We start from the raw sequence: 24,014 nt of genomic DNA, 5'->3' as shown, positions 1-24,014 counted from the left end.
TTTATTTTATGCTTAGCATACTCAAAAATTATGAAGAGTGACAGTGTGTTAATAATTGATTTAAGGCGTCTATCCGCGAAATTTGTAGGGCTTTTTGCGCCAAGGTCACACAATCTTGGTGGGACCAACGACTGAGTTCTTCTTTTACCTCAAGCAAAGACGCTAGGTTGACACTGAATTCATCTAGCCCAAGACCCACTAAAAGCGCCGCGGCTTTAGGGTTGCTGGCGAGCTCGCCACACATGGATACGCGGACGTTGGCCGCCTTGGCGCACTCTATTGTCTGAGCGATAAGGCGTATAATGGCCGGTGACAGCACAGGGTATTGGTCAATCAGCAACGGATTGCTGCGATCGGCTGCCATGGTATATTGCGTAAGATCATTGGTGCCTATGCTGACAAAGTCGAGCATAGGCAGCATGGACTCCAGGTTAAAAACGGCAGCGGGTGTTTCTACCACTATGCCGATCTCCAATTCGCCATAACCTTTCTCTGCCTCAACGAGCGCCTGCTTACATTGTTCAAGCAAGGTGAGAATCGCCTCTAGTTCCTCTACTTGATTGACCATAGGGAACATCAAGCGGATGGGGCCATGGTTGGCTGCCCTTAAAATGGCGCGTAACTGGGCGGCAAAAAGCTCTGGATGGGCCAGGGTATAGCGTACACCTCTTAGCCCAAGTGCGGGGTTTTCCTCTACGGTCATGGCGAGGGCGGGCACCTCTTTATCGGCGCCAATATCCATACTTCTGATGGTCAGCGGCTTTCCATCGAGCAGTTGTAAGGCGTCACAGTAGAGTTGATACTGCCTGTTCTCGTCAGGGAGTTCATGATTATTCATGAACATAAACTCGGTGCGAAACAGGCCGACCCCTTCGGCGCCAACATCAGCTAAATGATTGACCTCGCTGATACAACCCACATTGGCAAGCAGTGGGATAGGGCGGCCATCGGCAGTTTGGGTCACATTGCCTTTGAGTGCCTGCAGCGCCGACTTGCGCTCATCGGCCTGTTGCTTTTGCGCCGCTAGATATTCAATTTGTTCCGGCTTGGGGGCGAGATAGAGTTCACCATTGATGGCATCAACCGCCAGCGCCTGACCATCGGTCACCTCCAAGGTTTGCCAGGGACAGCTCATCAGGGTCGGGATCCCGGCGCTGCGCGCTAAGATAGCCGTATGACTGGTCACCCCGCCAGTTTGTAATACTAAGGCACTGACGCGTTCCAGGGGCAAGGTGGCAAATTCTGCCGGGGTGATATCTTTTGCCAGTACGATGGCGTTTTCAGGTAGTCGACTGAGATTATCACAGTGACCCGTAAGCAAAATTCGGATCAATCGCTGGCCAAGGCTCAACACATCTTCTGCGCGTCTGGCCATATAAGGAGAGTCGATCTCTTGCATTGCCTGCGCCTGTTTGGCGAAAGTATGCTCGACTGCCAGGGCCGCTGAAAATTGTCGCTGGCCAATGGTATCGCTGAGTTCAGCCAATAACTCTTCATCTTCCAGTAACATCAAATCCGCTTGGATTAGCTGGTAGTTTTCTGAGTCGGGATCTAACTTATCGGCGCTGGACTGGCTCTGCTTTATCAGGGCTTTGAGCGCTCGGTTGAGACGTTGTTGTTCGCGGCTAAGTTGATCAGGAGGGAGAAGATGATAATCGAGTTTACTTTCTTGGGTACGTAGGACCTTTGCCTGTCCAAATGCGATGCCTGCTGATACCGCTATGCCTCGAATGGTCATCATAACTCCTGTTAGCTTAAGGTGATGAGGAGCTCTGCGACGGTATCCACCGCCGACTGTGCGTGCTCGCCGTTGGCACTGACCGTGACCTCAACACCCTGATATAGACCTAAAGTTTGCAGTTTAAACAGACTCTTAGCGCTAGCCTGCTTGCCCTGACATTCAACGATAATATCACAATCATAGGCTTTTGCTGCCTTAACCAGCAGGGCTGCTGGACGGGTATGAATGCCATGTTCGGCCATGATGGTGACAGTCTTTTGGTACATAAACGTGCTCTTAGATAAGACGGGTTTTACGCCTGATAATGAATGATTTGATAGTTGGTTTTTTTGAGCGCAGTAATGGCTTGTTGCAGCTTATCCTTTTTCACCAGTATATAGTCGGTATCGAACGTTGAGATGGCGAAAATACTGATCTTAGCTTCGGCCAGGGTGCCAGAGACACTGGCGAGGATCCCCGTCATGGAGAACCCTAGCGGACCGACGACCTCAAGACAGCGCCAATCGCTCTCTTCTTCCAGGCTGTCCAGAGGCAACTCGGCAGGGACCACCACAGAGAGTTCATCTTTGGTTTTACCGATGAAAAACATGGGCTGACTGAATACCTCTGGCGCTAACTCGCTGTCCGGGCTAAAGCTGTGAATACTGTATAGCTGAGGATGAACCGCTAACGTCATTCGAGCCATGGTAATGTGATCCCATCGATGCTGAAAATTCTAATGTCGTTAAGCTTATCACAGATTTAATCCCCTCTGTCGAGCTTTGCGCGTGGATTTTTACCCGCACTGACCTTGATGAGTTGTTGATGTTTGAGGATTAAAAAGGGGAGCCGTTTGGCTCCCCTTAATTCAATCGTTACCGGTTAAGGTTACACCTTAAACTGGCCTAATATTTTGGCGCTGGTTTGACTGATTTGGCGCAGAGATTCGGCCGCAAGACGATTGCTTTCATTGGCGGCGACTGACACTTCTGACAGTTCGGTAATGCTGCAGATGTTGCGATTGATCTCTTCTGTTACCAGAGATTGCTCTTCGGTAGCACTGGCCAGTTGAGTATTCATATCGCTAATGTGGGCAATAAGTTCCAAGATGGTCGATAGTGACTCGCCAACGGCCTGGGCTTGATGCTGTAGTTCAACCGATTGAGTTTGAGTATCGCTGTTGCTATGCATGACGTTAGCGACACCGTTTTGTATATCGGTAATGATCTTCTGGATCTCATTGGTGGAGTCTTGGGTGCGATTGGCTAGGGCGCGCACTTCGTCTGCCACCACGGCAAAGCCGCGACCATGGGTACCGGCGCGGGCGGCTTCGATGGCGGCATTTAGTGCTAACAGGTTAGTTTGATCGGCAATACCGCGGATCACATCTAAGATACTGCCTATCTGCTCAGAAGAGACGCCCAGATGTTGAGTGATGCTTTCGGCATTTTTCAGCTCCTGTACCAGACGCTGAGTGTTCTGTACCGTGCCATCCATCTGCTTTTTACTTTCTTGTGCCTGCTGTTTGACACTGGTGGCGGCATCGGCAGCTTGTTGTGTGTTGGTGGCCATTTCATGGGTCGTAGACAGCATCTGATTGATGGCGGTTGCTACGCTGCTGGTTTCCTGGTGCAGATGGTCAACGCTGGCGTTGGATTCGCCTACGGCATCAAACAGACGGTCTGCATCTTGATTCAGTGATTGTCCAACAGGCTGTAAATCAGCCACCATCTTATTGATCTTTCCTACGAAACTATTGAAAGCGATGGCGAGAGAAACGACCTCATCTTTGCCTTTCGTCGGCAGTCTTTTAGTGAGGTCGCCTTCACCTTCTGCGATATCTTTCATGGCATCGATAGCCTGATTCAGTGGTGAACTGATGGAGTGATTTAGCACCAAGAAGAAGGCAAAGATAGGCGCCGAAATCAGGACCATGATACCTAGGTAATCAAACATCACACTGTAGGTGGTGTCGTTGACATCACTCATTTGGGAGGTTGTGACCAGTGTCCATTGCCAAGCGGGGAAGGTACGCGCTTCTACCAAGGCTTGTTCTTGTTTGCCTGTGATGGGATTGAGGATTTCTATGCTTTCTTTTGCGACGCCTTTTGCCTGAGCAGTATTCAAGAGTCTGTCAAAGGCTCTGCCTCCCATGCTATCGGCAAGGGATGAAGCCTTCATCCCGAGCCTATCTGGGCTGGCGCCATTGGCGAGCAGGGTATGGTCTTTATCAAATAGTAGGAAGTAACCAGTCGTGCCATATTGGATCTGGTTGACCAGATTGGCTGCCTCGGTTTTGGCCGCATCGGCAGACAGTTGCTGCTGCTCTACCTGCTTGTGATGGCTTGCGATGATACTTAAGAGTGTTGATAGCTGCGCATCGTTTTGTACCCATTTCTGCTCGATCAGGTTATTGCGTTGTTCGTTGATCGAAAAACTGGCAAATACAAAAGTGCCTATCGCGGCAAGCACTAACATAAAGATCAAACGTTGAAGTATGGTAAACCTTCTGAGGAGCTCTAGCATGTGACGTCCTACTTACGGTCCAGTTGAATGTTGCAAATATACAGGCTAACCAAGATGATTAGAATCAATAGTCAATCCATTGAATACCTAATGTTAATTAGTTGGACGTGGCTCACGTAAATATGTAAACAGAAGGTAATTTTTTAGCACTTTTATGATGTTTTTTTGACGTTTTTGTAATCAATTTACTGACGCCAACAGCGCCAGTTTCTAAGGCCATCTAAGGGGGCTAATGAGTCAATAAACTTGCGGTTTTTGTGACCTCTGAGTGAGAATCAACTAATCCTCTGTTTTGATTTTGATTTTTATCATAAGAGAGCGCAGAATGGAGTATGACTCTTTTTTACTTATTATGAGCTTATGACTTCACAAGTGATCACATCCGACGATATTTTACTTAAACTCTGTAACTCAGTGTGCCATGTGCTATCTAGTACGACTGCCAGTGAAGTGAGCCATGCGGCCATGGTGCAGAGTATCACCAAGACCTGTTTGAAGCCCGATTTAGGCTGCTTTTCCATCTTCGATGGTGGCTTCTCTGGTCTGGTGGTGATCAATTTCTCAGCCCCTGCGGCGGTCGAGATCTATCAGGCTTATATGAAACAGATGGGGATGCCTGAGTCTGAGCTGGCGTTTTCACATACCTCTGATGAGGTGGGTGACGTCATGGGCGAACTGATGAACCAGATCCTGGGGTATTTCATCGTGAAGATGAACAAGGAGCTGCAAACCTCGATTAATCAGAGTCAGCCTAAGATGCTGACCATCAACAAAGAGTTGACCATCTCTATTGATACTAATCTGGATGAAGCCGTGGCTCGCCGCGTCGCCTTTAAAACCGCTAGAAATCATATCTTCTATCTCGAGTTTGCCATGGATAAGACTGAGTTCATCAAACTGGCGGAGTTTGAGCATGAGGAGGATGATCCCGATGCTTTGCTGGCCCAGCATGGTCAAGGCAGTAAGGCAAATGACAGCTCTTGGTCGGCTGCAGTGAATAGCGCCGTGGTGGTGGACGATTCAGATGATTTGATGAAGGAGCTTGGGATATAATTCAGGGTCTAAGGGGACGAGTCTTGGCTCGTCCTGCTGATTTTTTACAAGGTCGCCAATAATTATGACAACCAAAGCCACCTCTATCGATATCGCATACCGTGCGGGTGTGTCGCAATCAACCGTGTCACGCGCGCTAAGAAACAGCCCTCTGGTCAATGAAGAGACCCGCCTTAGGGTTCAGGCCATTGCCAAAGAACTCAATTATAAGGTCGATAAGAATGCCAGTAATTTGCGTACTCAAAGCAGCCTGACACTGGCCTTGTTGTTGTGTGAAGACCCCACCAACGATGATTCGTTAATCAATCCCTTTTTCCTCTCCATGCTAGGCTCCATTACCCGGGCCACCGCTCAGCAAGGCTATGACTTATTAGTTTCCTTTCAGCAGCTTAGCAGCGACTGGCATGCTGACTATGAGGACAGCAATAAAGCCGATGGCATTATCTTGTTGGGTTACGGTGATTACATGGACTATGAGGAGAAACTGGACAAACTCGCGGCGCAAAATACCCATTTTGTGATCTGGGGGCCAGCGCAAAACAAGTCCTCAGTTCTCTCCATTGGCTGTGATAATCGTCAGGGGGGCATGCTCGCCACAGAACATCTGCTGGCAAAGGGCCGACGTCACATCGCCTTTATTGGCGATGCGTCCAGCCATAGCCCTGAGTTTCAGGCCAGATATCTTGGTCATCAACAGGCGCTTAAGGCGGCGGGTGTCACCTTGCAAAAAAGCCTACAGTTTGATGCCATCAGCACAGAAAGTTCTGGTTTCGAGGCGACCAATCAGCTGTTAGCGCAAAAGCGTCCCTTTGATGCCATTTTTGCCGCCAGCGATCTCATTGCTATAGGTGCCATACGTGCGCTTAAGGAAAAAGGACTTAGGGTGCCAGAGGATGTGGCCGTCGTAGGCTATGACGATATTCCCGTGGCAAGCTTTGCCAATCCGCCGCTGACCACCATCAAGCAAAATACTAAGTTGGCTGGTGAGATCTTGGTGGAGAGTCTGCTGAAGATGATCAAGGGCCAAGAGGTGAGTAACCAGTTGATCCCCACCAGCTTAATTGAACGGGAGTCTTGCGGCGAATCCCGTTAGCCCTGCCACCTACGCATAAATTGATCTAATTGTTGTTTAGGTTGGCGCTGAAGGGCTAGCATCAGCTCAAAACTGGGAGCAGGGCAACTCCATCTGTTTATGACCTCATCGTTGAGCGCCAGCCACAACGAGGCTGTCACCTCGGCATCATTGAGGGCGCGGTGAAACACCCCATCGTTTTCGATCGCGAGATAACTGACTAAGGTGCCAAGCTGATGGTTGGGTGAGTTTTGAAACAGGCGTCTTGCCAGCAGGAGTGAACAGGCAAATGGTTGGGATTGCTCTAGGTTAATGCGGGCAAGTTCTGCCGCCAAAAATTTCTGATCGAAACTGGCATTGTGAGCCACCAGGTGACTGCCATCAATAAAGTCGGCAAAGTCGCTCATGACACTGGCCACGCTTGGTGCCTGCTCCAACATCTGATTGCTGATCCCGGTATATTGTTCGATAAAACTGCTGATGCGAAACCCGGGATTCATCAACTCTTGAAACCTATCGACCACGACTCCTTGCTTGAGTTTTACCGCACCTATCTCGATGGCGCGATCGCCCTGTTGGGGGGAGAGACCTGTGGTTTCGAAATCCAGTACCACTATAGATGACGCGGCTGACATAACTGATCCTCTGATGGTGTCGAGCACGAAATAAGAAAAAACCCTAACAACTTACATTGTTAGGGTTTTTGGTAAAGAAGGTTTAGTTAAGCAGTAATATTACTTCTTAGCTTCTCTTTCTTTAACTTCAGCGATAACTTTCTCAGAAACACTGTTTGGACATGGTGAGTAGTGTGAGAACTCCATAGAGAACTGACCACGACCAGAGGTCATTGTACGTAGAGAACCGATGTAACCGAACATTTCTGAAAGCGGTACGTCAGCCTTGATACGAACACCAGTCACACCAGCTTGCTGATCTTTGATCATGCCGCGACGACGGTTAAGGTCACCAATTACGTCACCTACGTTGTCTTCTGGGCTGAATACGTCAACTTTCATGATAGGCTCAAGTAGTTGCGCGCCAGCTTTTGGCATAGATTGACGGAATGCGCCTTTAGCAGCGATTTCGAACGCGATAGCTGACGAGTCAACTGCGTGGAAAGCACCGTCAGTCAGTTCTAGTTCAACGTCTAGTACTGGGAAGCCAGCAACGGTACCAGTCTGCATCATGCTCTCGAAACCTTTTTCAACAGCAGGCCAGAATTCTTTAGGTACGTTACCACCAACAACAGATGACTTGAACGTGAAGCCAGAGTTTTGCTCACCAGGACGGATGGTGTAGTCGATCTTACCGAACTGACCAGAACCACCTGACTGCTTCTTGTGCGTGTAGCTATCAGAAATTTCTTGAGTGATAGTTTCACGGTATGCTACTTGAGGCTCACCAACGATTAGGTCAACGCCATAAGTACGCTTCAGGATGTCTACCTTAATGTCTAGGTGAAGTTCACCCATACCCTTAAGGATGGTTTCGCCTGAATCTTCGTCAGTTTCAACGCGGAATGATGGATCTTCTGCGATCATCTTACCGATAGCGATACCCATTTTCTCTGAGCCGCCTTTATCTTTTGGCGCAACAGCGATAGAGATAACTGGCTCTGGGAATACCATGGCTTCAAGAGTACAAGGGTGCTTAACATCACACAGAGTGTGACCAGTTTGCACGTTCTTCATACCTACGATAGCGATGATGTCACCAGCTTGAGCTGATTCAAGTTCGTTACGCTCATCTGCTTGCATTTCACACATACGGCCGATACGTTCAGTCTTACCAGTTGCACTGTTAAGAATGGTATCGCCTTTGTTGATGCGACCAGAGTAGATACGTACGAAGGTCAGGGCACCGAAACGGTCATCCATGATCTTGAACGCAAGCGCTTTTAGTGGCTCGTCAGCTGAAACGATAGCGTGTTCGCCAGTCTCGTTACCTTCTTCGTCGGTCAGAGGCTGTGGATCAACTTCTTGTGGAGAAGGTAGGTAATCAACAACTGCGTCTAGTAGAAGCTGCATACCTTTGTTCTTAAACGCAGAACCACAGTATGTTGGGAAGAAGTGCATGGTACGAGTACCAGCACGGATACAACGCTTGATGTCTTCTAGAGATGGCTCTTCGCCTTCCATGTAAGCTTCCATCAGGTCGTCGTCCATCTCAACGGCAGACTCGATCAGTTGCTCACGGTATTCTTCAACAAGGTCAACCATGTCAGCTGGAACATCTTCGATGCTGTAGTTTTCAGCTTGTCCTGATTCGTCCCAAACCCATGCTTTACGGGTTAGTAGATCGACAACGCCCTTGAACTCATCTTCGATACCGATTGGCAGTACCATAACGAGTGGGTTAGCCGCAAGAACGTCTTTAGTTTGCTTAACAACGCGCAAGAAGTCGGCACCCATACGGTCCAACTTGTTTACGAAGATGATACGCGCAACTTCAGATTCGTTTGCATAACGCCAGTTGGTTTCTGATTGTGGCTCAACACCACCAGAACCACAGAATACACCGATACCACCGTCTAGTACTTTTAGAGAACGATAAACTTCAACTGTGAAGTCAACGTGGCCAGGGGTGTCGATGACGTTGAAACGGTGATCGTTCCAGAAGCAACTTACAGCAGCAGACTGAATGGTAATACCACGCTCAGCTTCCTGTTCCATGAAGTCGGTTGTAGATTCACCATCATGAACTTCACCGATCTTATGAATCTTACCGGTTAGCTTTAGGATACGCTCTGTTGTGGTGGTCTTACCCGCATCAACGTGAGCGAAGATACCAATGTTTCTGTACTTTGATAAATCAGTCATTTTTCTACTCTATTGGAGTTACGTTCTAAAATTCGGGGGGAAGTATATCAATACTTTTCAAATTTTTTTATTCATTTTTATCAATTTTGCTGAAATATCATCTTTATCTCGAGAAATTACCCACTCTTTGATGTCTTCCCCCTGAAGCAAACCCATAGCGGGACTGGTTTTCGGTCATAAAAAGAACATGATGTTATAACCCGAAAATTCGTTATATCTTTTTATATGTTGCTGTGCTGGGCAGAAATAATCCGCGCTTGGTTTATTTTAAGAAAGACATTCTTCCCCAGCTTACTGCGGTATAGGATTAGATAGCCTGTGTTTGTGTGGGAGGGCTAAAACGAACTCAACCCATTTATGGGTTAAGCAAAGGTGTATTTGTCGTGCTAAGTTAATCAAGGAGAAGGCAAAAGTTTGGAGAAATGCATGGTAAATTCGTTGCTTAGGCGTTTAACGGCTCACAGCTTTGCGTTCCATAAGATCAAGGCTCACGTTTTATCTGCTTTCGTTTTTCAGGCGCAGGCTTTAAGAGTCTGTGCGCTAAATACCAGACATCTTATTATTCGCTGTGCAGCCTTTGGCATCTCATTGTTGTGGGTGATTAGCGCCGTACAGGCACAAGATCTTGAGCCGCGCAGCTATACGAATCTTCCGATTGGATTAAATTTTGCTGCCCTTGGTTATCTTCATTCTGAAGGGGAGGTATCGCCATCTCCCGGTGCAGCAATCTCAGATGCCAGTTTGACGATCGATACGCTCGTCTTAGCCTATGCCAGAACCTTTTCGTTGGCTGAACGAAGTGCCAAGTTGGATCTTGCTCTTGCACGCAGCTGTTTTCAGGGCAGCGCCATGCTTAATGGTGAGCGCGTCGAGGCCGATCGCTGTGGCTATAACGATCCCAGTGTTAAACTGACCTGGAACTTTTATGGTGCACCGGCCATGGACGCTAAAGCCTTTGCCTCTTGGCAGCAGGGAATCGTGTTGGGCACAAGCCTAGAGATCACGGCACCCTTGGGCAGTTACCAGTCTGAGTATCTCCTTAATGCCGGCGCCAACCGCTGGATATTTCGCCCAGGGCTGGGCCTTTCCCATAAGCTAGGTCGCTGGTATTACAATCTAAGCGCTTCGGTTCGCCTCTATGGCGATAACGCATCCTATTTGGGCGATACAAGGTTAGCGCAGGAACCGCAGACCAACCTGCAAGCGCATCTTATCTATACTTTTTCGCCCGGGCACTGGCTGGCGTTAAACGCTAACTATTTTTTTGGCGGGGAAACCAGCAAAAACGGCTTATCCTCCGGGGATGGTCAAAATAATTCCCGCTTTGGCTTAACTTACTCCCTGGCCCTTACAGCGCGAAGCAGTATAAAGCTCAATGCCAGCACTGGTGTGCTCACTCGATTTGGTAACGACTTTGACTCCTTAGGCGCCTTTTGGTTGTATCGCTTTTAATCTGACTGAATGTCATCGTCTATCAATAAGTGGCGGCCAAATAAAAAAGCCAGTCGATGAGACTGGCTTTTTTATGAATGGGTTTAAGGGTGAGAGGTAAGGGTATCGGTCACGCTTGGATAGTGGTCCCAGACTTTTGCATCGGTTAAGGAACGCACCATCTTGACGTATTCGGCGTGAGTCCAGGCTAGCGGCGTGGCTGAGTTAGTACCTTGGCCAAGCTGATAGTTAAAGCGGGTACTGTCGCCAACGCCATCCCAAACCTGCTCAGGGAGCATCAGGCCTTTGTTGGCAAAAGCTTCCATCCCTTTTACATAGGTGTCTATAAGTTGCTGTTTCTTAGCCTCATCCAGGCTGTCTGTTGCAATGGCCTTAGCCAGTTCAAAATGGGCGCGCTCGCCGGTAAAGAAAGGCCATACCCGGCCCCGTTGCCCAGGCGTATTGCTGCCATTTTCGGCGTAGTTACCGCCGGTTTGCGTATCTTCACCATAGCCGTCATTGCCATAGCGGCGAAATCCTGGGAAGCGAGTACCATCTTTGGCGGTAAACTCGTAGCGCACCCTGAGGTTATCTTCGAGCTTTGTATTGTCGATAAGCTTAAGGGTGGCATTGATCCTGGCATCGGTCGCCGGTTTAACCCCATAGCGCACCATCTCCAGGAAACCACCATCTAATATGAGACGCTGATCCAGTCCGGCTCTGCCGTTGTTATCGGCAAGCTTATCGGCCTTATCCGGTGTGCCATTAGGCGCTAGGCGCAGATAGTAAGGTGCCTGGGTACCGTCACTTGCACTAAGCATGGGGCTTTGGGTCACCATAAGGGTGTCCAGCTTGGCGGCCATCTCTTTAGCGGTGGCCAGGTAGCGCTCGGCAGCGGCGAGATCTTGCGCCTGTTTGGCGATATCGCTGGCGCTAATCAGACCTGCAATCACGGCAGCGGCTGTCGAAGGCGAGTAGCCTTGCTGCTCTTCCCAGCGTTCCTGTTGTGTCTTTAGCGGGACTATCTGGGTATGGTTCCAGTCAAGGTTTACTTCACCGCCCGTTACCAGAAAATCGGCCGCAGGCTTAAGCATGGTTTGATACCACTGGCTAATTTCTTGATCGCTTAATACTCCAGCGTGCCAGAGTTTCCATCCCAGCATGATAGGCATCGCGGTTTGATCTAACTGTACGCCAACCCATTCGATTTGACCGTCGACATGAGTCTTTTGCAAAAACCAGCCTGGAACGCCTTCATAGCCAGGAGTCGCTTCGCTGACCTGCACTTTTTTAAGGTATTCAAAGGCGACCTTAGGGGTTTGGGTATCGCCCATGGCTAAGAAAGCCATGGCGCATTGATAGAAGTCTCTTGGCCAGACGGCCTTGTAGCCGGTCGAGCCTTTGACCGCAGAGACAGTGTCGCCCCAAGGGTTAGACAAGGAGGCGATAAGGGCGCCGGCATGGGTTTTATCTTCCTGAGCCTTAAGAACAAGCGCGCTGGCATACAGGAGTTTCCCCGCATCGGCGGTGTTGGCTGTCATCGCCTCAAGCCCAGAGAGTTGCTGCAGATAGTCCTGCCAGCCAATGGTATCTCCCTCGCCGTTGTAGGCCGCCAGCACCGCATCATAGCCCGCATCAAGAGTTTTCTGGGCAGTTTGCTCGCTGCTGGCTTGATCTTGACCAAAGCCGAATACAAAGGTAGTGCTCAGGCTGGGATTTTCGGCATCGCCGACCTTAAGCGTAGGCAGCGCAGCTGTCATGGCGACATTGCCCAAAGTCTGTTTGTCGGCACTGGTGTGGCTGTAAAGGTTGTTTAACTCACCGTTAGCCTTGAGATCGCTCAGGCCGTCCGATACGCCGACAAACCCGACGCTGGTCTGGCTAAAGGGGAGGTCGGCGCGCACGGTCAACACGCTGGAATCCTGGTTGCCGGTATAGGCATAGAGACTATTGCCATCGGCGCTCACGCTGGCAATATCATTGGCGCCGCTATTATCGATATGCGGGTTTACATAAAGATAGGGGGTAATGCCCGGCTCAAAGGCGGTAAAGAACACCTTCATCACTAAGCTGTCACGATCGGGATCGGTAAAGAAGTGTTTCTCTATCTGATACTTGCCTTCGATATCTTTGTTAACCACCTTGTAGGCTAATGACAGGGGACGACCTGCGTCATCTTTATGCAGATAATCTATGCTGGTGATGGTGTTCTCTTTCTCGGTATCGACAAAGCCATTACCTGCGATGATAAATTGTGCCTCTTTTAGCTGGGCGTTATGGATAAGGCCATACATGGTTTCGGTCAGCACGCCTTGAGCCAGAGAAAACCAGACGCGGCTGACCGGGTTGGCCTGGGTGTCTAGATAGCGCCCGGCGCTTTGCTCTGTGGTGACATAGGGTTCATAGGATGTGCCTATGCCGGTTTTACCCGAGAAGGCCCAGGTTGGCTCGGCGCCAGGTGCACCTGGTGCTATGTTGAGGCTTGCGGCCGCAGCCACTTGCTTTGGCGCAGGCTGATCCGCACCGCCGCAGGCGCTTAGCAGAGTGCCTAAGGAGAGGGCGATTAAGGTGCGAGTAAAACGTGCAGGCTTAGACGTCATGATTAGGTTCTCATCTGTTTTATTGTTATGGGTAAATGCGGTTATGCTAGGCGGGATTGATTGCTCACGAAGAGCACGCTGATCCCGGATAAAATCATAAAGCAGCCGCCCATGATCAAGGCAAAGATAGGTTGGCCGTCGAAAAAGGTATTTAAGATCACCCCAAGTACGCTAGCAGCTAGCAACTGTGGGATCACGATAAAGAAGTTAAAAATCCCCATATAAACGCCCATTCGCGCCGCAGGCAGTGCATTGGACAGCAGTGCATAGGGAATAGAGAGGATAGATGCCCAGGCAATACCGACACCTATCATGGGCAGCCAAAGCAGAGCCGGATCCTGAATAAAGTAGAAGCTGATAAGGCCCAACCCCCCGCAGCAAAGATTGATCAGGTGTGTCACCTTGAGGCCTACCGCCATTGCCAGCAACGGGATCACTAAGGCGGCTAGGGCGGCAAAGCCGTTATAAGAGGCAAATAAGATCCCGACCCAATCGGCGCCATCGTTATAGGCCTTAGACAGCACATCTTGAGTACCATAGTGATAGTCAGTGACAGCCGCCGTGGTGTAGATCCACATAGAAAACAGCGAAAACCATGAGAAGAACTGCACAACTGCCAGTTGACGCATCGCCTTTGGCATATGAAACAGCGCATCGACCACGCTGAATACCATGCCTTGCTTGTGTCTGGCCTCAGGTGCGATCCGCTTTAAAGTGATGGCGCAAAACCATTGCAACGGGCCGAAGGCAAATATGCCGATCGCCAGCAGATACAGTTGCTTATCCAGGGACTGTAGAAAGATCACTGCGGTAAACAGGGCGCCGAGTACAGTCCAGATGAGTGCGCCTTTTTGGTAAGCCTGCCAGCTGCGATCATGTTTAAGGGTTATCTGCTCGCTGCTTGACTGCTCAAAGCGGGCCAGTTCTTCTGGTGAATACTCTTTGCTGGTGAAGACGGTCCAACTGACCGCCAGTAGTAACACTGTGCCGCCAAAATAGAAGGCGTAACGGACAGAATCGGCAATCTCACCTTCGGGCGCGGTATTGGCCACATCGAAGTAATTGGTCAGCAGATAAGGCAAGGCCGAGGCCACCACGGCGCCCACACCGATGAAGAAGCTTTGCATGGCATAACCAAGGGGGCGTTGTCGACTCGGCAGGTTGTCACCCACAAAGGCGCGAAAAGGCTCCATGGCGATATTAATTGAGGCATCCATGATCCACAACATACCTGCGGCAACCCAGAGCACAGGCGAGTGAGGCATGATAAAGATGGCCAGTGTGGTGAAGATAGCACCAATCAGGAAATAGGGGCGACGGCGACCCAAACGGCCCCAGGTGTTGTCGCTCATATGACCGATTAGTGGCTGCACTAGCAAACCGGTCAGTGGCGCGGCGATCCACAGAATAGGGATATCATCGATAGAGGCGCCTAATGTTTGAAAGATACGGCTTACGTTGGCATTTTGCAGGGCAAAACCAAATTGGATGCCAAGGAATCCAAAACACATGTTGAAGATCTGCCAGAAACTTAAGGCCGGTTTGACAGTCAGGGGGCTTTGTACTGATGGGGCGTTCTGTGACATCCAATGTTTCTCTTTATAATTATTTATCGTTTTTGCCACGCCCTGAAAGGGTGGGTACCAAATCTATTGTATGGAAGTCGGTCGAGTGAAAAAAGTGGCGAATACACGCTTCCCTCAAACGGGTATTCGCCAAAAGCTAGGGTTCTACTTCTCTAGGCTTATTCACTATGCTTAAGCCCTGATGAGTAGATAGAGACTCTAGTGCTAACCTCATCATGCCTTCAGTGCCTGATGGGCTAGCGTCGACCTGGCCAATTTCATAGAGAGTTAACACATGAAATTAAACACCATGGCATGTTAACCCTGAGCCGATTTGACCTACAACCGATTACATACGTATTCATCAAGGCGCATTAACCTTTACGTAGCTTGCTGTTAACCTGCAGGGCGTCTTGGGGCTTAGGTTTTATTCTATTATTACCAGGGTGTTAGCTTAACTTTGTGCCTGGGTGGTTTTAGCGTGGATTCAGTTTTGTAACATAGCGCAGCGGGGGGATAAAAAGGAAAACGCGAAAGTGTTTCTCCCGCGTTTTTCCAAGTTGAGGTGCTTTTCGATAAGGGCTTAAGGTTTGGCGTTCTCGGTCACTTGGCGAAAGAATGCGCCAGCTGCGCCGGGAAACACCACAGGGCTGGTGTTGCCGTTATAGCCGACAGCAGCCACCCCATAAAGGTAGTTGTCGATCACCATATTGCTCAGGGTAAAGCTGTCGACCTTGCCGACAAAGCGGCTGTGGGTCCATTCTGGCTCAGTGGTTTTACGCCAGTAGATGCGGTATCCGGCAACTTCGGCGGTCGGATTAGCCTGCCAACTTATATTGGTATCGGCCGACACCTGGCCTGTGATCGCCACTTGGGTTGGCGGTGCTGGCGCCCAGGCCATAGCCGCCAGGCTAATGGCATTGAGAGCGGTTAACTTAGCCGCGTAGACTTCATCGACGCCCTCTATGACATCACCATAGGCGATACCATCTTCAACACGAATATCTTGGTGTTGGCGATGATAGTTCTCGTTGGTCTCCATGATGCGCACCGCTGGGTATCCTGCCTTATTAAAGGGCAGGTGATGGCCACCGCGGCCGAAGCGATCGAGACGGTAGATGAGCTGCACATCTAGGTTAGTCATGTATTGATCTGCCAGCTGCTTGATGTGCCTGGCTAAGTTGCGTGACGCCGAATCGTTTTCGCCACCGCTAAAATATCGCTCTTTAGCTTCCTTCTCTGTTTCGGCGATCCGCACGCCTTCAGAAAAGATCCGTACCGTATGGTTACTGACAACGCCATTAATCCCCGCAATGTTGCCTATCATGTCGTTGTTAAGCACGGCTTCGACCTGCCAGCCTTGCTTTTTGGCAAAATCGGCCAGACCCGCGCCGCCGTATAGCCCTTGTTCTTCACCTGAAAGCGCGGCATACACTATGGTGCCGCCAAACTGATATTGACTCAGTACGCGCGCCGCCTCAAGGGTGCCTGCAACACCCGAGGCGTTGTCGTTGGCGCCGGGGGCAGCAGAGGTGGCATCCATGACATCACTGACACGCGAGTCGATGTCGCCGCTCATCATTACCACGCGATTAGGGTCTAGCGTTCCTTTTTGAATCGCAATGATGTTCACCACTTTGGTTGGATTTGGGATCCGTCTTCCCGATACCGTGGCGCCCACTTCAATCACTTCCAGGCAGTGGCCACAGTCGGCTGAGATACGTTCAAATTCTGCCTTGATCCAGTTTCTGGCCGCACCTATTCCTTGCTGAGGATCGGTTTGGCTGGAGAGGGTATGACGAGTGCCGAAATCGACCAGGGTTTGTATATCTTTCAAGATCCTTGAGGCCTGGGGCGCGCTGGCAATATCGTACAGACGGAGATCTTCTTCTGAAGGCGCCGTGTAACTGGCGGCGTTTAACGGCGTCGCTGCTGGCGGCGCGGCAAAGCTGCTGGCAGTCATTGTGGCAAGCAGCAAGAGCGGTAGCTTAAGGTAAGGAGTGGCTTTCATTGTCATCTCTTATTCTTTTTGTGGTTGTTAGGGCTTGAACGAGCCATGGGGACGCCTTAGCGGTAACCATGGAGAAAATACCTTAGCAGAATAACAGCACAGCTTGGGCGAGCAATGTCGGCTTTAGTCGTAAAAAAGTGGAGGAGAGGGCAAGAAAAAGGTAAATAAATGTTGCTGATAATCACTTGCAGATCCACCTGCATGGCGACGACTAACGCGCGCCATGCAAGTGGGGGATTATAGCTGGGCTTACTTTTGCAACGCTTTGAAGCGAATTGCGGTACCGCCGCTGCTGGCGAGCTTGAGAGTCAGATGTTGCTCGCTGTCAACCTTCTGGCTTTCAATCACATAGTCATAGGGATTGCTGCGCCAATTGGCCTTGTCGCCATCACGGTAGATCTCTGCCAGGTAGCTTGTTCCTGGGGTGAGAAAGTCAAGCGGGATGCTGACCTCACGGGCGGTATCATCTGTGATAGCACCCAGGTACCAATCTTCTCCCTGACTCTTTCCGCCGCGTTCCTGACGGGCAAAGACCACATATTCACCGACTTCACCGGCCAGAGCGATGCTGCGCTGCCAATCGGTTGGGACATCCTGAATGAACTTAAAGGCATCGGGATGCTTTTTGTAGTTGCGCGGCAGGTCGGCCGCCATCTGGATTGGGCTGTAGAGTACCACGTACAGGGCAAGCTGCTTAGTCAGCGTGGTTTGTACCCGGTTGACGGCATCTAACCCTTTAGGTGCCAAGTCGAAGATCCCTGGCGTAAAGTCCATCGGACCTGCCAGCATGCGGGTATAGGCAAGTGTGGTGGTATGAGATGGATTGTTGGGCGGCGTGCCCCAGGCGTTAAACTCTTGTCCGCGGGCGCCTTCGCGGCTGATCCAGTTTGGATAGGTGCGGCGCAGACCCGTGTCTTTAATGGGTTCGTGGGTATTGATGCTGATGTGGCGCTTGGCGGCTTCGGTAACGCTATGCAGATATTCGTTTACCATAAATTGACCATCATGCCACTCGTGGCGGGTGATCCCCTTATCGTCAACACGCTTGATATCGCCGCCATCGGCCACATAACCAGTTTTTACCTGGGTCACGCCATATTGCTGATAGAGATCGTAGGCATCACTCATCTGATTGCGGTAGTTGGTGACCGAGCCCGAGGTTTCATGGTGGCCGATGAGCCGCACCCCTTTGCTGGCGCCATAGGCGGAGATCGCCGGTAGATCGAAATCAGGATAGGTCTGGGTAAAGCTAAACACATCACCATTATGGAACCAGCTGCCGTCCCAGCCGATGTTCCAGCCTTCAACCAGCACGCCTGCAAAACCATTGTCTGCGGCAAAGTCCATGTAGCGTTTGGTCTCGTCGGTGGTGGCGCCATGCTTGTCACCTGATCCCCAGGTCGTCTCGTTAAGGTGCATGCCCCACCAGATCCCGACATACTTGCCTGGCTCGACCCAGTCGACATCTCCCAGTTTGTTGGGTTCATTGAGATTAAGGATCAGATCTGAGTTCAGCAGTCCAGTGGCCTTATCGGCAATCTGAATGGTGCGCCAGGGCGTGGCAAAGCCCGCCTGTGTTTTCACCTTGATACCGTCAGACCATGGCGTGAGATCGGCTCTAAGTGTGCCATCACGGCGCTGATCGAGTGTCATGGCCGCATAGTCCACCAGCGCCGCCTCATGAATACTCATGTGTACCTGATTGTCCAGCTTAAAGGTGAAAGGCGTGTGTACCCGGTCAATCTGATTGAGCGGTGTCTTGTTATAAAGGTATTCGTAACGGTTCCAACCGCGGGCAGGGATCCACCAGGCGGTGGCTTTGTCAGCTTGCGGGATCACAAACTCGGTGAGTTCATTGGTGATATTGAGTTTATCCAGTGTGCCCTGCTTAGGTACCCGGTAGCGAAAGCCGATACCGTCGTCAAAGGCTTTGATGTCGATAAGAAATTGATATTGGCCGTTGCTTAAGGTGGCGGTAAGACCATTGTGCTTGTCTACTACCCATTCACGCTCGCCCCAAGGTTGCTGCCATTGGCTATCGACCTGAGAACGTTTGATCTCGCTAATCTTAAAGTCATGACCAAATTCGCCAAGGGACTGAAACACTAAGCCGAGCTTGGACTCCTGAATAACCACTTTGTCATGAAAACTGACGCGATATTCGGGCCGCTGATTATCATCGCTTAGGCTCACGACAATCTGTTTATCTGGTGAGGCGACCGAAACGGTTTTCGCCATGGTGCTATTTGGCAGTGTTACGCCTGTGAGCGCGAGAGCCATTGCCAGTACCGATAAGCGTCGTTGGGCAGACGCCCTTGGGTGTGAAGGATTGCAAGACATTCCGTGTACCTTTTTATTCTAGGTTTTTGTTAGGGTTAAGGTGTTGCGTCAGCCATGGTAGAAGTTATAGGTAGGATGGGGCAATGTGCTGCATACGTATTCAACCTAAAGGGACGCTTGGCACATTTAGTTACCGAATTTAGCAATTTGTAGTGGAAAATAGTGCTGATATGCCGCCACAACTTATGGCAGCATAGAGGCAGATTGCAATAGTGCAGTAACATAGAGTCGGATCAGGAAAATCATGTATCACGGAAGTTGTCTATGTGGTGGTATCAAAGTTGCCATCAGCGGCCCCATTAGTCAGATCATTCATTGCCACTGTTCTTTGTGTCGTAAATCGAGCGGCACTGCATTTGCCACTAATGGCTTTGTCGAGCTGGTGGATTTTAACCTATCGGATGAAGCCGATTTCTTAGCCAGTTTTGAGTTTTCCCCAGGAAAGCGGCGTTATTTTTGTCGCCGCTGCGCCTCTCCTATCTACAGCGCCAATGAGCAGGATAGTCAGCGTATTCGGTTGCGCCTGGGCATATTGGACTCCGCGATAAGGGAGCGTCCCATCTCCCATAATTTTGTCACCTCCAAAGCTAATTGGGAGGAGATGGATGCTAAATTACCTTGGTATGAGGGTCATGAGCCAGGTAGGTAACTCTCTGCTCTGGCTCGCGGGCCAACATGAAAGCTCGCGAGCCTAAGACTCCTTTACACCAGATGAACATGGAAAATAACAGCCTCGGCTGAATCACATAAGGAAAGGTGATGAATCATAGAAACGTCAAAGCATTACTGGGTACTCAGCTGGCAATCATTCAGGCGCCCATGGCGGGTGTACAAGATAGCAAGCTGGCCATTGCCGTTGCTAAGGCTGGTGGGCTCGGCTCTATTGCCTGCGGCATGTTAAATGCAGCGCAGATCACCAGTGAAATCCAAGCCTTTAAGGCAGCATCTAGTGCGCCATTAAACCTTAATTTTTTCTGCCACCAGATGCCCAAGTGGGATGATGGGGCTCAGCAAGTCTGGCACAAGCAGCTATTACCCTATTTTCAGGAGCTTGAGATAACGGCCGAACTTGCCCCAGTGGGCGCCAGTCGCTTGCCGTTCAATCACGAGATAGCCGACGCCATAGAGCCCTTTAAACCCGAATTCATCAGCTTTCATTTTGGTTTACCTGCCAAAGATCTGCTCGATCGGGTGCGATCCTGGGGGACTAAGCTGGTCTCTAGCGCCACCACAGTGGCTGAAGCCATCTGGCTGAGTGAGCGTGGTGTCGATGGCATTATTGCCCAGGGACTGGAAGCAGGCGGCCATCGAGGCATGTTTCTCTCCAGCGATCTCAATACTCAACTAGGGCTTGCTGCGCTGGTGCCTCAGATTGTTGATCGTGTCTCGGTGCCTGTCATAGCCGCTGGTGGCATAGGTGATGCTCGCGGCGTTCAAGCCGCTTTTGCCCTGGGTGCTAGCGCCGTGCAGGTGGGTAGCGCGTATCTGTTATGCGATGAGGCCAATACCTCCAGGCTACACAGAGAAGCGATATTAGGCGCCACGCCAGAAGAGACGGCACTGACGAACCTGTTTTCGGGGAGGCCAGCCAGAGGATTGCGAAATAGAGCGATGAATGAGCTTGGCTGTTTGAGCGAACTGGCTCCCACCTTTCCCTATGCGACCCCCTTGATGGCGCAGCTTCGCCGGGAAGCTGAAGCAAGGGGAAAGGCCGACTTTACCCCGCTGTGGTGTGGTCAAAACCTTGGTGCATGTCGCCGCATCTCGGCTCAAGCGCTCACCTTGGCGTTGATGGAGGCCTAAGCGAACAAGAGTCACTAAAGCAATCACAAATGCAAAGACAAACACAAAGACAAATATTAAACATAAAAAAAGAGTTAATCGAATGCAGACAATAGATGACCGACAGAAAGTGGCTTTCAGCCAAATAGAGCAGGAGAATAGCGAGTTGGTCGAAGCCTTAATTGATGGTGTTCGTCAGTACAACATTGACAAGTTGGGCAAGGAGACGAGTCAGCCACTGACGATAGTGGCCCATGACCAGGCTGGTAAATTGATTGGCGGCGTCCATGGCCGAACCATATATAAAAACTTTTTGATCCATGTGTTATGGGTCGATGACAATCGCCGCGGGGCTGGGCTGGGCTGGGCTTGGGCGGCAGCTGATGATCCAAGCCGAGCAGCTGGCGAAGGCAAGGGGATGTTTGCAGGCTCAGGTCGATATTCTGGACATTCAGGCGCCCGATTTCTATCGAAAGCTGGGATTTAACCTAGCGGGACAAGTGCCAGCCTTTGAAGGGAGTCCGGCGCGCTATTTTATGGTTAAGCGCTATGATACTTCTACGTTTAAAGGTGATGATACTTAAGCTTTTTTGATTGAGCTTTTGGGATTAAACTATTTGGAACTAGGCCATTTTGGATTAGGGAAAAGTAAGTCAAAACAATACAAGGATGAATAATGAAACCTACTCTACTGATTGCCACCTTCTTTACCTTAGGTATAGCCGCGTGTAGCCATACCAATAGCAGTACCAACACAGCAACGGATCAAGCGCCAACGACTGAGACCTTGGCGGTGTTAAATCCTGTCGAGATTGGGGCCGATAACCTTTCTGCCTATTGGCAGGCAAAACCGACAAAGCCTGTCAAACTATATGGTCGCCCTAACTGGTTACCCAAAGGCGCTGGAAAATTCAGTTACCATGTGTTGATTGATGCGCAGGGCCAAGAGGTCAGCAAGACGCTGGTTAGCTCGACCCCCGAAGGCTGGATGAGCCAGGCTAAGCTAGATAAGATGCCAAAGGCAAGCTATGTCGCTAGCGAGACTAACCCTGAACATAAGCCCGTCAAAGTCTTGATGACGGCTGAAGTCATTCGTATGGCGGGCAAGAGATGAAGTTGATGGCATTGAAAGATAAAGGTTTATTGTTTGTCGGCAGAGTTATTACCGCGCTTGTATTGGCGTTGAGTTTAACGCTTTCGGTATCGGCGAATGATGCGCAGCTCAGTCAGGCGTTCGAGCAAAGGCAGAGTCAGCTTCAGATCCAAGGGCAAGGAGAGGTGGTGCGTCTACTTGCAGATGACACTCAAGGGAGTAAGCATCAAAGATTTATTTTGCGGCTGGCCAGTGGGCAAACCTTGCTGGTGGCGCACAATATCGATCTGGCGCCACGTATTGAAGATCTAAAGGTTGGCGATCGTGTGGGGTTCTATGGGGTCTATGAGTGGAGTGCCAAGGGCGGCGTGATCCACTGGACGCATGATGATCCTAAAGGTCAGCACATAGATGGATGGCTCACCCATGGCGGTCGGCGCTATCAATAGCCATGCTGATGATTAACCAAGCCAACTAATAGCCAAGTCTGTTAATAGCTAAGTTTGTTAATAGCCAAGCCAACGAATAGCCAAGTTAATTAGTCGATTGGGCCCAAGTTTGGGCCATAATTAACTGGTTTTGTGCTTGGCTAACCAGAGTTTCCTAACCGTTGTTTCCTAATCATTGTTTCCTTATCATTGCTTCTTAACAAATCTTGGTTAATCAGGAGCGCTAAAAATCTAGCTGGTTTCCAAGCCGGGCTTTGTTACTAGTTGTGTAGGGGGTCTGATGATCTTGTCCGGCCGTATGTCATACAGAGAAGCCCTTGAGAGCAACTCGAACTTGTGATTGATCGTTAGAAAACTCTCTACCAGTTTCGGGTCGAAGTGACTACCTTTGCCTTCGAGGATTATCTCTAGCGCTTCTTGGTGGCTAAAAGGTCTTTTATAACAGCGCGGCGAGGTCAGGGCGTCATACACATCCACTAAAGCCACTATTCGGGCGGAGAGTGGGATAGCTTCGCCCGATATTCCCTTTGGATAACCGCTACCGTCCCATCTTTCATGGTGCCCGCCCGCAATATCTCGTCCCATCTTTATAAAACGGCACTGCGGCGCATAATTGAGCAAGCTTTCCAGTACATTGGCGCCGATAACCGGGTGTGCCTTAATCTGCTCAAATTCCTCCTCAGTTAGGCGCCCTGGCTTTAACAATATCGCATCGGCAATGCCAACCTTGCCGATATCATGGACGATCGACGATAGAGAGATCTCCTGAATAAACTCATCGGTCAGCTCCTCAGGCGCATCTTCATCCTTTTGCCTTTGACTCGCCAGTATCTTGGCATAGTGCTGCATGCGAATAAGATGATCGCCTGTTTCGTTGTCTCGATATTCAGCTAATTTGGCCAGCCCCATTACTGTGGCCCGGCGCGAGGCTAAGGTAGAACGTAGCGATTGGGTGAGTTTTCCCAATAAGAAGGCGGTCGATTGGGTCACAATGGCGTTGGTGACAATAAAATTGATCGCGACCACAAACCAGATGCCAGTATTGTAACCTTGGGTCAGGGGCCAGCTAAACCATTGCTGTTGAAAGGCTAAGCCGATTGCCAATAGCGCCGCTGCGTTAAGCAACTGAGCATAAAGACTGGCGCGCTTGCCGATCAGTATGCTGGTGAGCGGGGCAAATATGAACAACCAGAAAAAGCCCGCACCCGTTGGGCCAATGGTGATCAGAAAGGCAACCCCTATGATAAAGAACATGATACAGCCGATGCAGTAGCGGCTTTGCTCACTTAACCCCTTAGCGAGCAGTATGTAGAGGAGTAACAGGTAAGCCAGGGTGTCAAACGCCGCCATGCTTAGCAGCCCCATCTGGATACAGAGGTAGATGCTGCTGAGGTATACAGGCACGCATAAGATGGCCAAGAGTCCAAATAGGCGTTTAAAGATCAACTCGCGCCATACGGGAAGGGTATCGTTGAGATCATTGTGCTGTGAAAGCGAGAAAAAGTGCCCAGTCATAGTCAATCCTTTGCCATGCCAGAAGTGGGGCTAAATGC

General features: G+C 50.2%; 20 protein-coding genes. 9 read left to right on the top strand and 11 right to left on the bottom strand.

The window, feature by feature from the left end; genetic code table 11:
* Nucleotides 1-28: 28 nt before the first annotated feature.
* The 4 genes from ptsP to CFF01_RS10020 form a co-directional block, all read right to left on the bottom strand.
* Entirely contained in the window at nucleotides 29-1,738 is a 1,710-nt protein-coding gene (ptsP, locus tag CFF01_RS10035) for a phosphoenolpyruvate--protein phosphotransferase (RefSeq protein WP_088904703.1), read from the bottom strand.
* Nucleotides 1,739-1,749: 11 nt separating this feature from the next.
* Nucleotides 1,750-2,007, bottom strand: a complete 258-nt coding sequence (locus CFF01_RS10030; RefSeq protein ID WP_088904702.1) for an HPr family phosphocarrier protein — start codon at nucleotides 2,005-2,007, stop codon at nucleotides 1,750-1,752.
* Nucleotides 2,008-2,033: 26 nt separating this feature from the next.
* Entirely contained in the window at nucleotides 2,034-2,426 is a 393-nt protein-coding gene (locus CFF01_RS10025) for an ACT domain-containing protein (RefSeq protein ID WP_033538387.1), read from the bottom strand.
* Nucleotides 2,427-2,608: 182 nt separating this feature from the next.
* Nucleotides 2,609-4,246 carry a methyl-accepting chemotaxis protein gene (locus tag CFF01_RS10020; protein WP_088904701.1) on the bottom strand — a complete coding sequence of 546 codons (1,638 nt, stop codon included), beginning with the start codon at nucleotides 4,244-4,246 and terminating at the stop codon, nucleotides 2,609-2,611.
* Between the two features lie 360 nt (nucleotides 4,247-4,606).
* Between CFF01_RS10020 and CFF01_RS10015 the strand changes: the two genes are divergently transcribed.
* On the top strand, nucleotides 4,607-5,299 hold the full coding sequence (locus CFF01_RS10015; protein WP_033538389.1) for a DUF3334 family protein: 693 nt from the start codon (nucleotides 4,607-4,609) through the stop codon (nucleotides 5,297-5,299).
* Nucleotides 5,300-5,363: 64 nt separating this feature from the next.
* Complete coding sequence (locus CFF01_RS10010) at nucleotides 5,364-6,392, top strand: LacI family DNA-binding transcriptional regulator (RefSeq protein ID WP_033538390.1); 1,029 nt, start codon at nucleotides 5,364-5,366, stop codon at nucleotides 6,390-6,392.
* Here CFF01_RS10010 and CFF01_RS10005 read toward each other — a convergent pair.
* The gene (locus tag CFF01_RS10005) at nucleotides 6,389-7,006 is read right to left on the bottom strand and encodes a 3'-5' exonuclease (RefSeq protein WP_088904700.1); all 618 of its coding nucleotides are present in this window, start codon (nucleotides 7,004-7,006) and stop codon (nucleotides 6,389-6,391) included. The two genes, CFF01_RS10010 and CFF01_RS10005, sit on opposite strands and share 4 nt — an antisense overlap.
* A gap of 99 nt (nucleotides 7,007-7,105) precedes the next feature.
* Nucleotides 7,106-9,190, bottom strand: a complete 2,085-nt coding sequence (gene fusA / locus CFF01_RS10000; RefSeq protein WP_088904699.1) for an elongation factor G — start codon at nucleotides 9,188-9,190, stop codon at nucleotides 7,106-7,108.
* Between the two features lie 426 nt (nucleotides 9,191-9,616).
* Here fusA and CFF01_RS09995 point away from each other — a divergent pair, with 426 nt between their 5' ends.
* On the top strand, nucleotides 9,617-10,642 hold the full coding sequence (locus CFF01_RS09995; protein ID WP_088904698.1) for a transporter: 1,026 nt from the start codon (nucleotides 9,617-9,619) through the stop codon (nucleotides 10,640-10,642).
* Nucleotides 10,643-10,725: 83 nt separating this feature from the next.
* Here the strand turns inward: CFF01_RS09995 and CFF01_RS09990 are convergent, their stop codons facing one another.
* The 4 genes from CFF01_RS09990 to CFF01_RS09975 form a co-directional block, all read right to left on the bottom strand.
* A complete protein-coding gene (locus tag CFF01_RS09990; RefSeq protein WP_088904697.1) occupies nucleotides 10,726-13,221 on the bottom strand; it encodes a glycoside hydrolase family 15 protein in 2,496 nt (831 codons plus the stop codon).
* Between the two features lie 41 nt (nucleotides 13,222-13,262).
* Nucleotides 13,263-14,807, bottom strand: coding sequence for an MFS transporter (locus tag CFF01_RS09985; protein ID WP_088904696.1), 1,545 nt, complete (start codon nucleotides 14,805-14,807; stop codon nucleotides 13,263-13,265).
* A gap of 562 nt (nucleotides 14,808-15,369) precedes the next feature.
* Nucleotides 15,370-16,803 carry a M20/M25/M40 family metallo-hydrolase gene (locus CFF01_RS09980; RefSeq protein WP_088904695.1) on the bottom strand — a complete coding sequence of 478 codons (1,434 nt, stop codon included), beginning with the start codon at nucleotides 16,801-16,803 and terminating at the stop codon, nucleotides 15,370-15,372.
* A 243-nt stretch (nucleotides 16,804-17,046) separates the two neighbouring features.
* Nucleotides 17,047-19,137: a glycoside hydrolase family 97 protein gene (locus CFF01_RS09975; RefSeq protein ID WP_088904694.1), complete on the bottom strand. Its 2,091-nt coding sequence runs from the start codon at nucleotides 19,135-19,137 to the stop codon at nucleotides 17,047-17,049.
* A 244-nt stretch (nucleotides 19,138-19,381) separates the two neighbouring features.
* On the opposite strand from CFF01_RS09975, the gene CFF01_RS09970 reads away from it, so the two are divergent.
* The 6 genes from CFF01_RS09970 (at nucleotide 19,382) to CFF01_RS09950 (ending at nucleotide 22,461) form a co-directional block, all read left to right on the top strand.
* Nucleotides 19,382-19,786 carry a GFA family protein gene (locus CFF01_RS09970; protein WP_088904693.1) on the top strand — a complete coding sequence of 135 codons (405 nt, stop codon included), beginning with the start codon at nucleotides 19,382-19,384 and terminating at the stop codon, nucleotides 19,784-19,786.
* Between the two features lie 110 nt (nucleotides 19,787-19,896).
* Nucleotides 19,897-20,940, top strand: a complete 1,044-nt coding sequence (locus CFF01_RS09965; RefSeq protein WP_088904692.1) for an NAD(P)H-dependent flavin oxidoreductase — start codon at nucleotides 19,897-19,899, stop codon at nucleotides 20,938-20,940.
* A gap of 82 nt (nucleotides 20,941-21,022) precedes the next feature.
* Nucleotides 21,023-21,406 carry a hypothetical protein gene (locus CFF01_RS09960; RefSeq protein ID WP_232479421.1) on the top strand — a complete coding sequence of 128 codons (384 nt, stop codon included), beginning with the start codon at nucleotides 21,023-21,025 and terminating at the stop codon, nucleotides 21,404-21,406.
* Nucleotides 21,342-21,503: an N-acetyltransferase gene (locus CFF01_RS19400; RefSeq protein WP_332459642.1), complete on the top strand. Its 162-nt coding sequence runs from the start codon at nucleotides 21,342-21,344 to the stop codon at nucleotides 21,501-21,503. Before CFF01_RS09960 ends, CFF01_RS19400 begins: the two co-directional genes overlap by 65 nt.
* Before the next feature lie 92 nt (nucleotides 21,504-21,595).
* Complete coding sequence (locus CFF01_RS09955) at nucleotides 21,596-22,033, top strand: hypothetical protein (protein ID WP_088904691.1); 438 nt, start codon at nucleotides 21,596-21,598, stop codon at nucleotides 22,031-22,033.
* A complete protein-coding gene (locus CFF01_RS09950; protein WP_332459589.1) occupies nucleotides 22,030-22,461 on the top strand; it encodes a DUF3465 domain-containing protein in 432 nt (143 codons plus the stop codon). The genes CFF01_RS09955 and CFF01_RS09950 overlap by 4 nt, the downstream gene beginning before the upstream one ends.
* A gap of 231 nt (nucleotides 22,462-22,692) precedes the next feature.
* On the opposite strand, the gene CFF01_RS09945 is transcribed toward CFF01_RS09950, so the two are convergent.
* On the bottom strand, nucleotides 22,693-23,976 hold the full coding sequence (locus CFF01_RS09945) for an HD-GYP domain-containing protein (protein ID WP_088904690.1): 1,284 nt from the start codon (nucleotides 23,974-23,976) through the stop codon (nucleotides 22,693-22,695).
* Between the last annotated feature and the right edge of the window lie 38 nt (nucleotides 23,977-24,014).

The sequence above is a fragment of the Shewanella marisflavi genome, from assembly GCF_002215585.1.
GTDB classification, from domain to species: Bacteria; Pseudomonadota; Gammaproteobacteria; order Enterobacterales; family Shewanellaceae; genus Shewanella; species Shewanella marisflavi.
Note: the sequence above shows the minus strand (reverse complement) of the source record. Positions and strands in the feature narration are given on the sequence as shown.

Bases quoted from the DNA above. Each gene is read 5' to 3' on its own strand.
- CFF01_RS09950 (WP_332459589.1), top strand. From the start codon at position 22,030: ATGAAGTTGATGGCATTGAAAGATAAAGGTTTATTGTTTGTCGGCAGA.
- CFF01_RS09980 (WP_088904695.1), bottom strand. From the start codon at position 16,803: ATGACAATGAAAGCCACTCCTTACCTTAAGCTACCGCTCTTGCTGCTT.
- fusA (WP_088904699.1), bottom strand. From the start codon at position 9,190: ATGACTGATTTATCAAAGTACAGAAACATTGGTATCTTCGCTCACGTT.
- CFF01_RS10015 (WP_033538389.1), top strand. From the start codon at position 4,607: ATGACTTCACAAGTGATCACATCCGACGATATTTTACTTAAACTCTGT.
- CFF01_RS09960 (WP_232479421.1), top strand. From the start codon at position 21,023: ATGCAGACAATAGATGACCGACAGAAAGTGGCTTTCAGCCAAATAGAG.
- CFF01_RS09945 (WP_088904690.1), bottom strand. From the start codon at position 23,976: ATGACTGGGCACTTTTTCTCGCTTTCACAGCACAATGATCTCAACGAT.
- CFF01_RS09990 (WP_088904697.1), bottom strand. From the start codon at position 13,221: ATGACGTCTAAGCCTGCACGTTTTACTCGCACCTTAATCGCCCTCTCC.
- CFF01_RS09955 (WP_088904691.1), top strand. From the start codon at position 21,596: ATGAAACCTACTCTACTGATTGCCACCTTCTTTACCTTAGGTATAGCC.
- CFF01_RS09975 (WP_088904694.1), bottom strand. From the start codon at position 19,137: ATGTCTTGCAATCCTTCACACCCAAGGGCGTCTGCCCAACGACGCTTA.
- CFF01_RS10005 (WP_088904700.1), bottom strand. From the start codon at position 7,006: ATGTCAGCCGCGTCATCTATAGTGGTACTGGATTTCGAAACCACAGGT.
- CFF01_RS10030 (WP_088904702.1), bottom strand. From the start codon at position 2,007: ATGTACCAAAAGACTGTCACCATCATGGCCGAACATGGCATTCATACC.
- CFF01_RS09965 (WP_088904692.1), top strand. From the start codon at position 19,897: ATGAATCATAGAAACGTCAAAGCATTACTGGGTACTCAGCTGGCAATC.
- ptsP (WP_088904703.1), bottom strand. From the start codon at position 1,738: ATGACCATTCGAGGCATAGCGGTATCAGCAGGCATCGCATTTGGACAG.
- CFF01_RS10010 (WP_033538390.1), top strand. From the start codon at position 5,364: ATGACAACCAAAGCCACCTCTATCGATATCGCATACCGTGCGGGTGTG.
- CFF01_RS09995 (WP_088904698.1), top strand. From the start codon at position 9,617: ATGGTAAATTCGTTGCTTAGGCGTTTAACGGCTCACAGCTTTGCGTTC.
- CFF01_RS09970 (WP_088904693.1), top strand. From the start codon at position 19,382: ATGTATCACGGAAGTTGTCTATGTGGTGGTATCAAAGTTGCCATCAGC.
- CFF01_RS10020 (WP_088904701.1), bottom strand. From the start codon at position 4,246: ATGCTAGAGCTCCTCAGAAGGTTTACCATACTTCAACGTTTGATCTTT.
- CFF01_RS10025 (WP_033538387.1), bottom strand. From the start codon at position 2,426: ATGGCTCGAATGACGTTAGCGGTTCATCCTCAGCTATACAGTATTCAC.
- CFF01_RS09985 (WP_088904696.1), bottom strand. From the start codon at position 14,807: ATGTCACAGAACGCCCCATCAGTACAAAGCCCCCTGACTGTCAAACCG.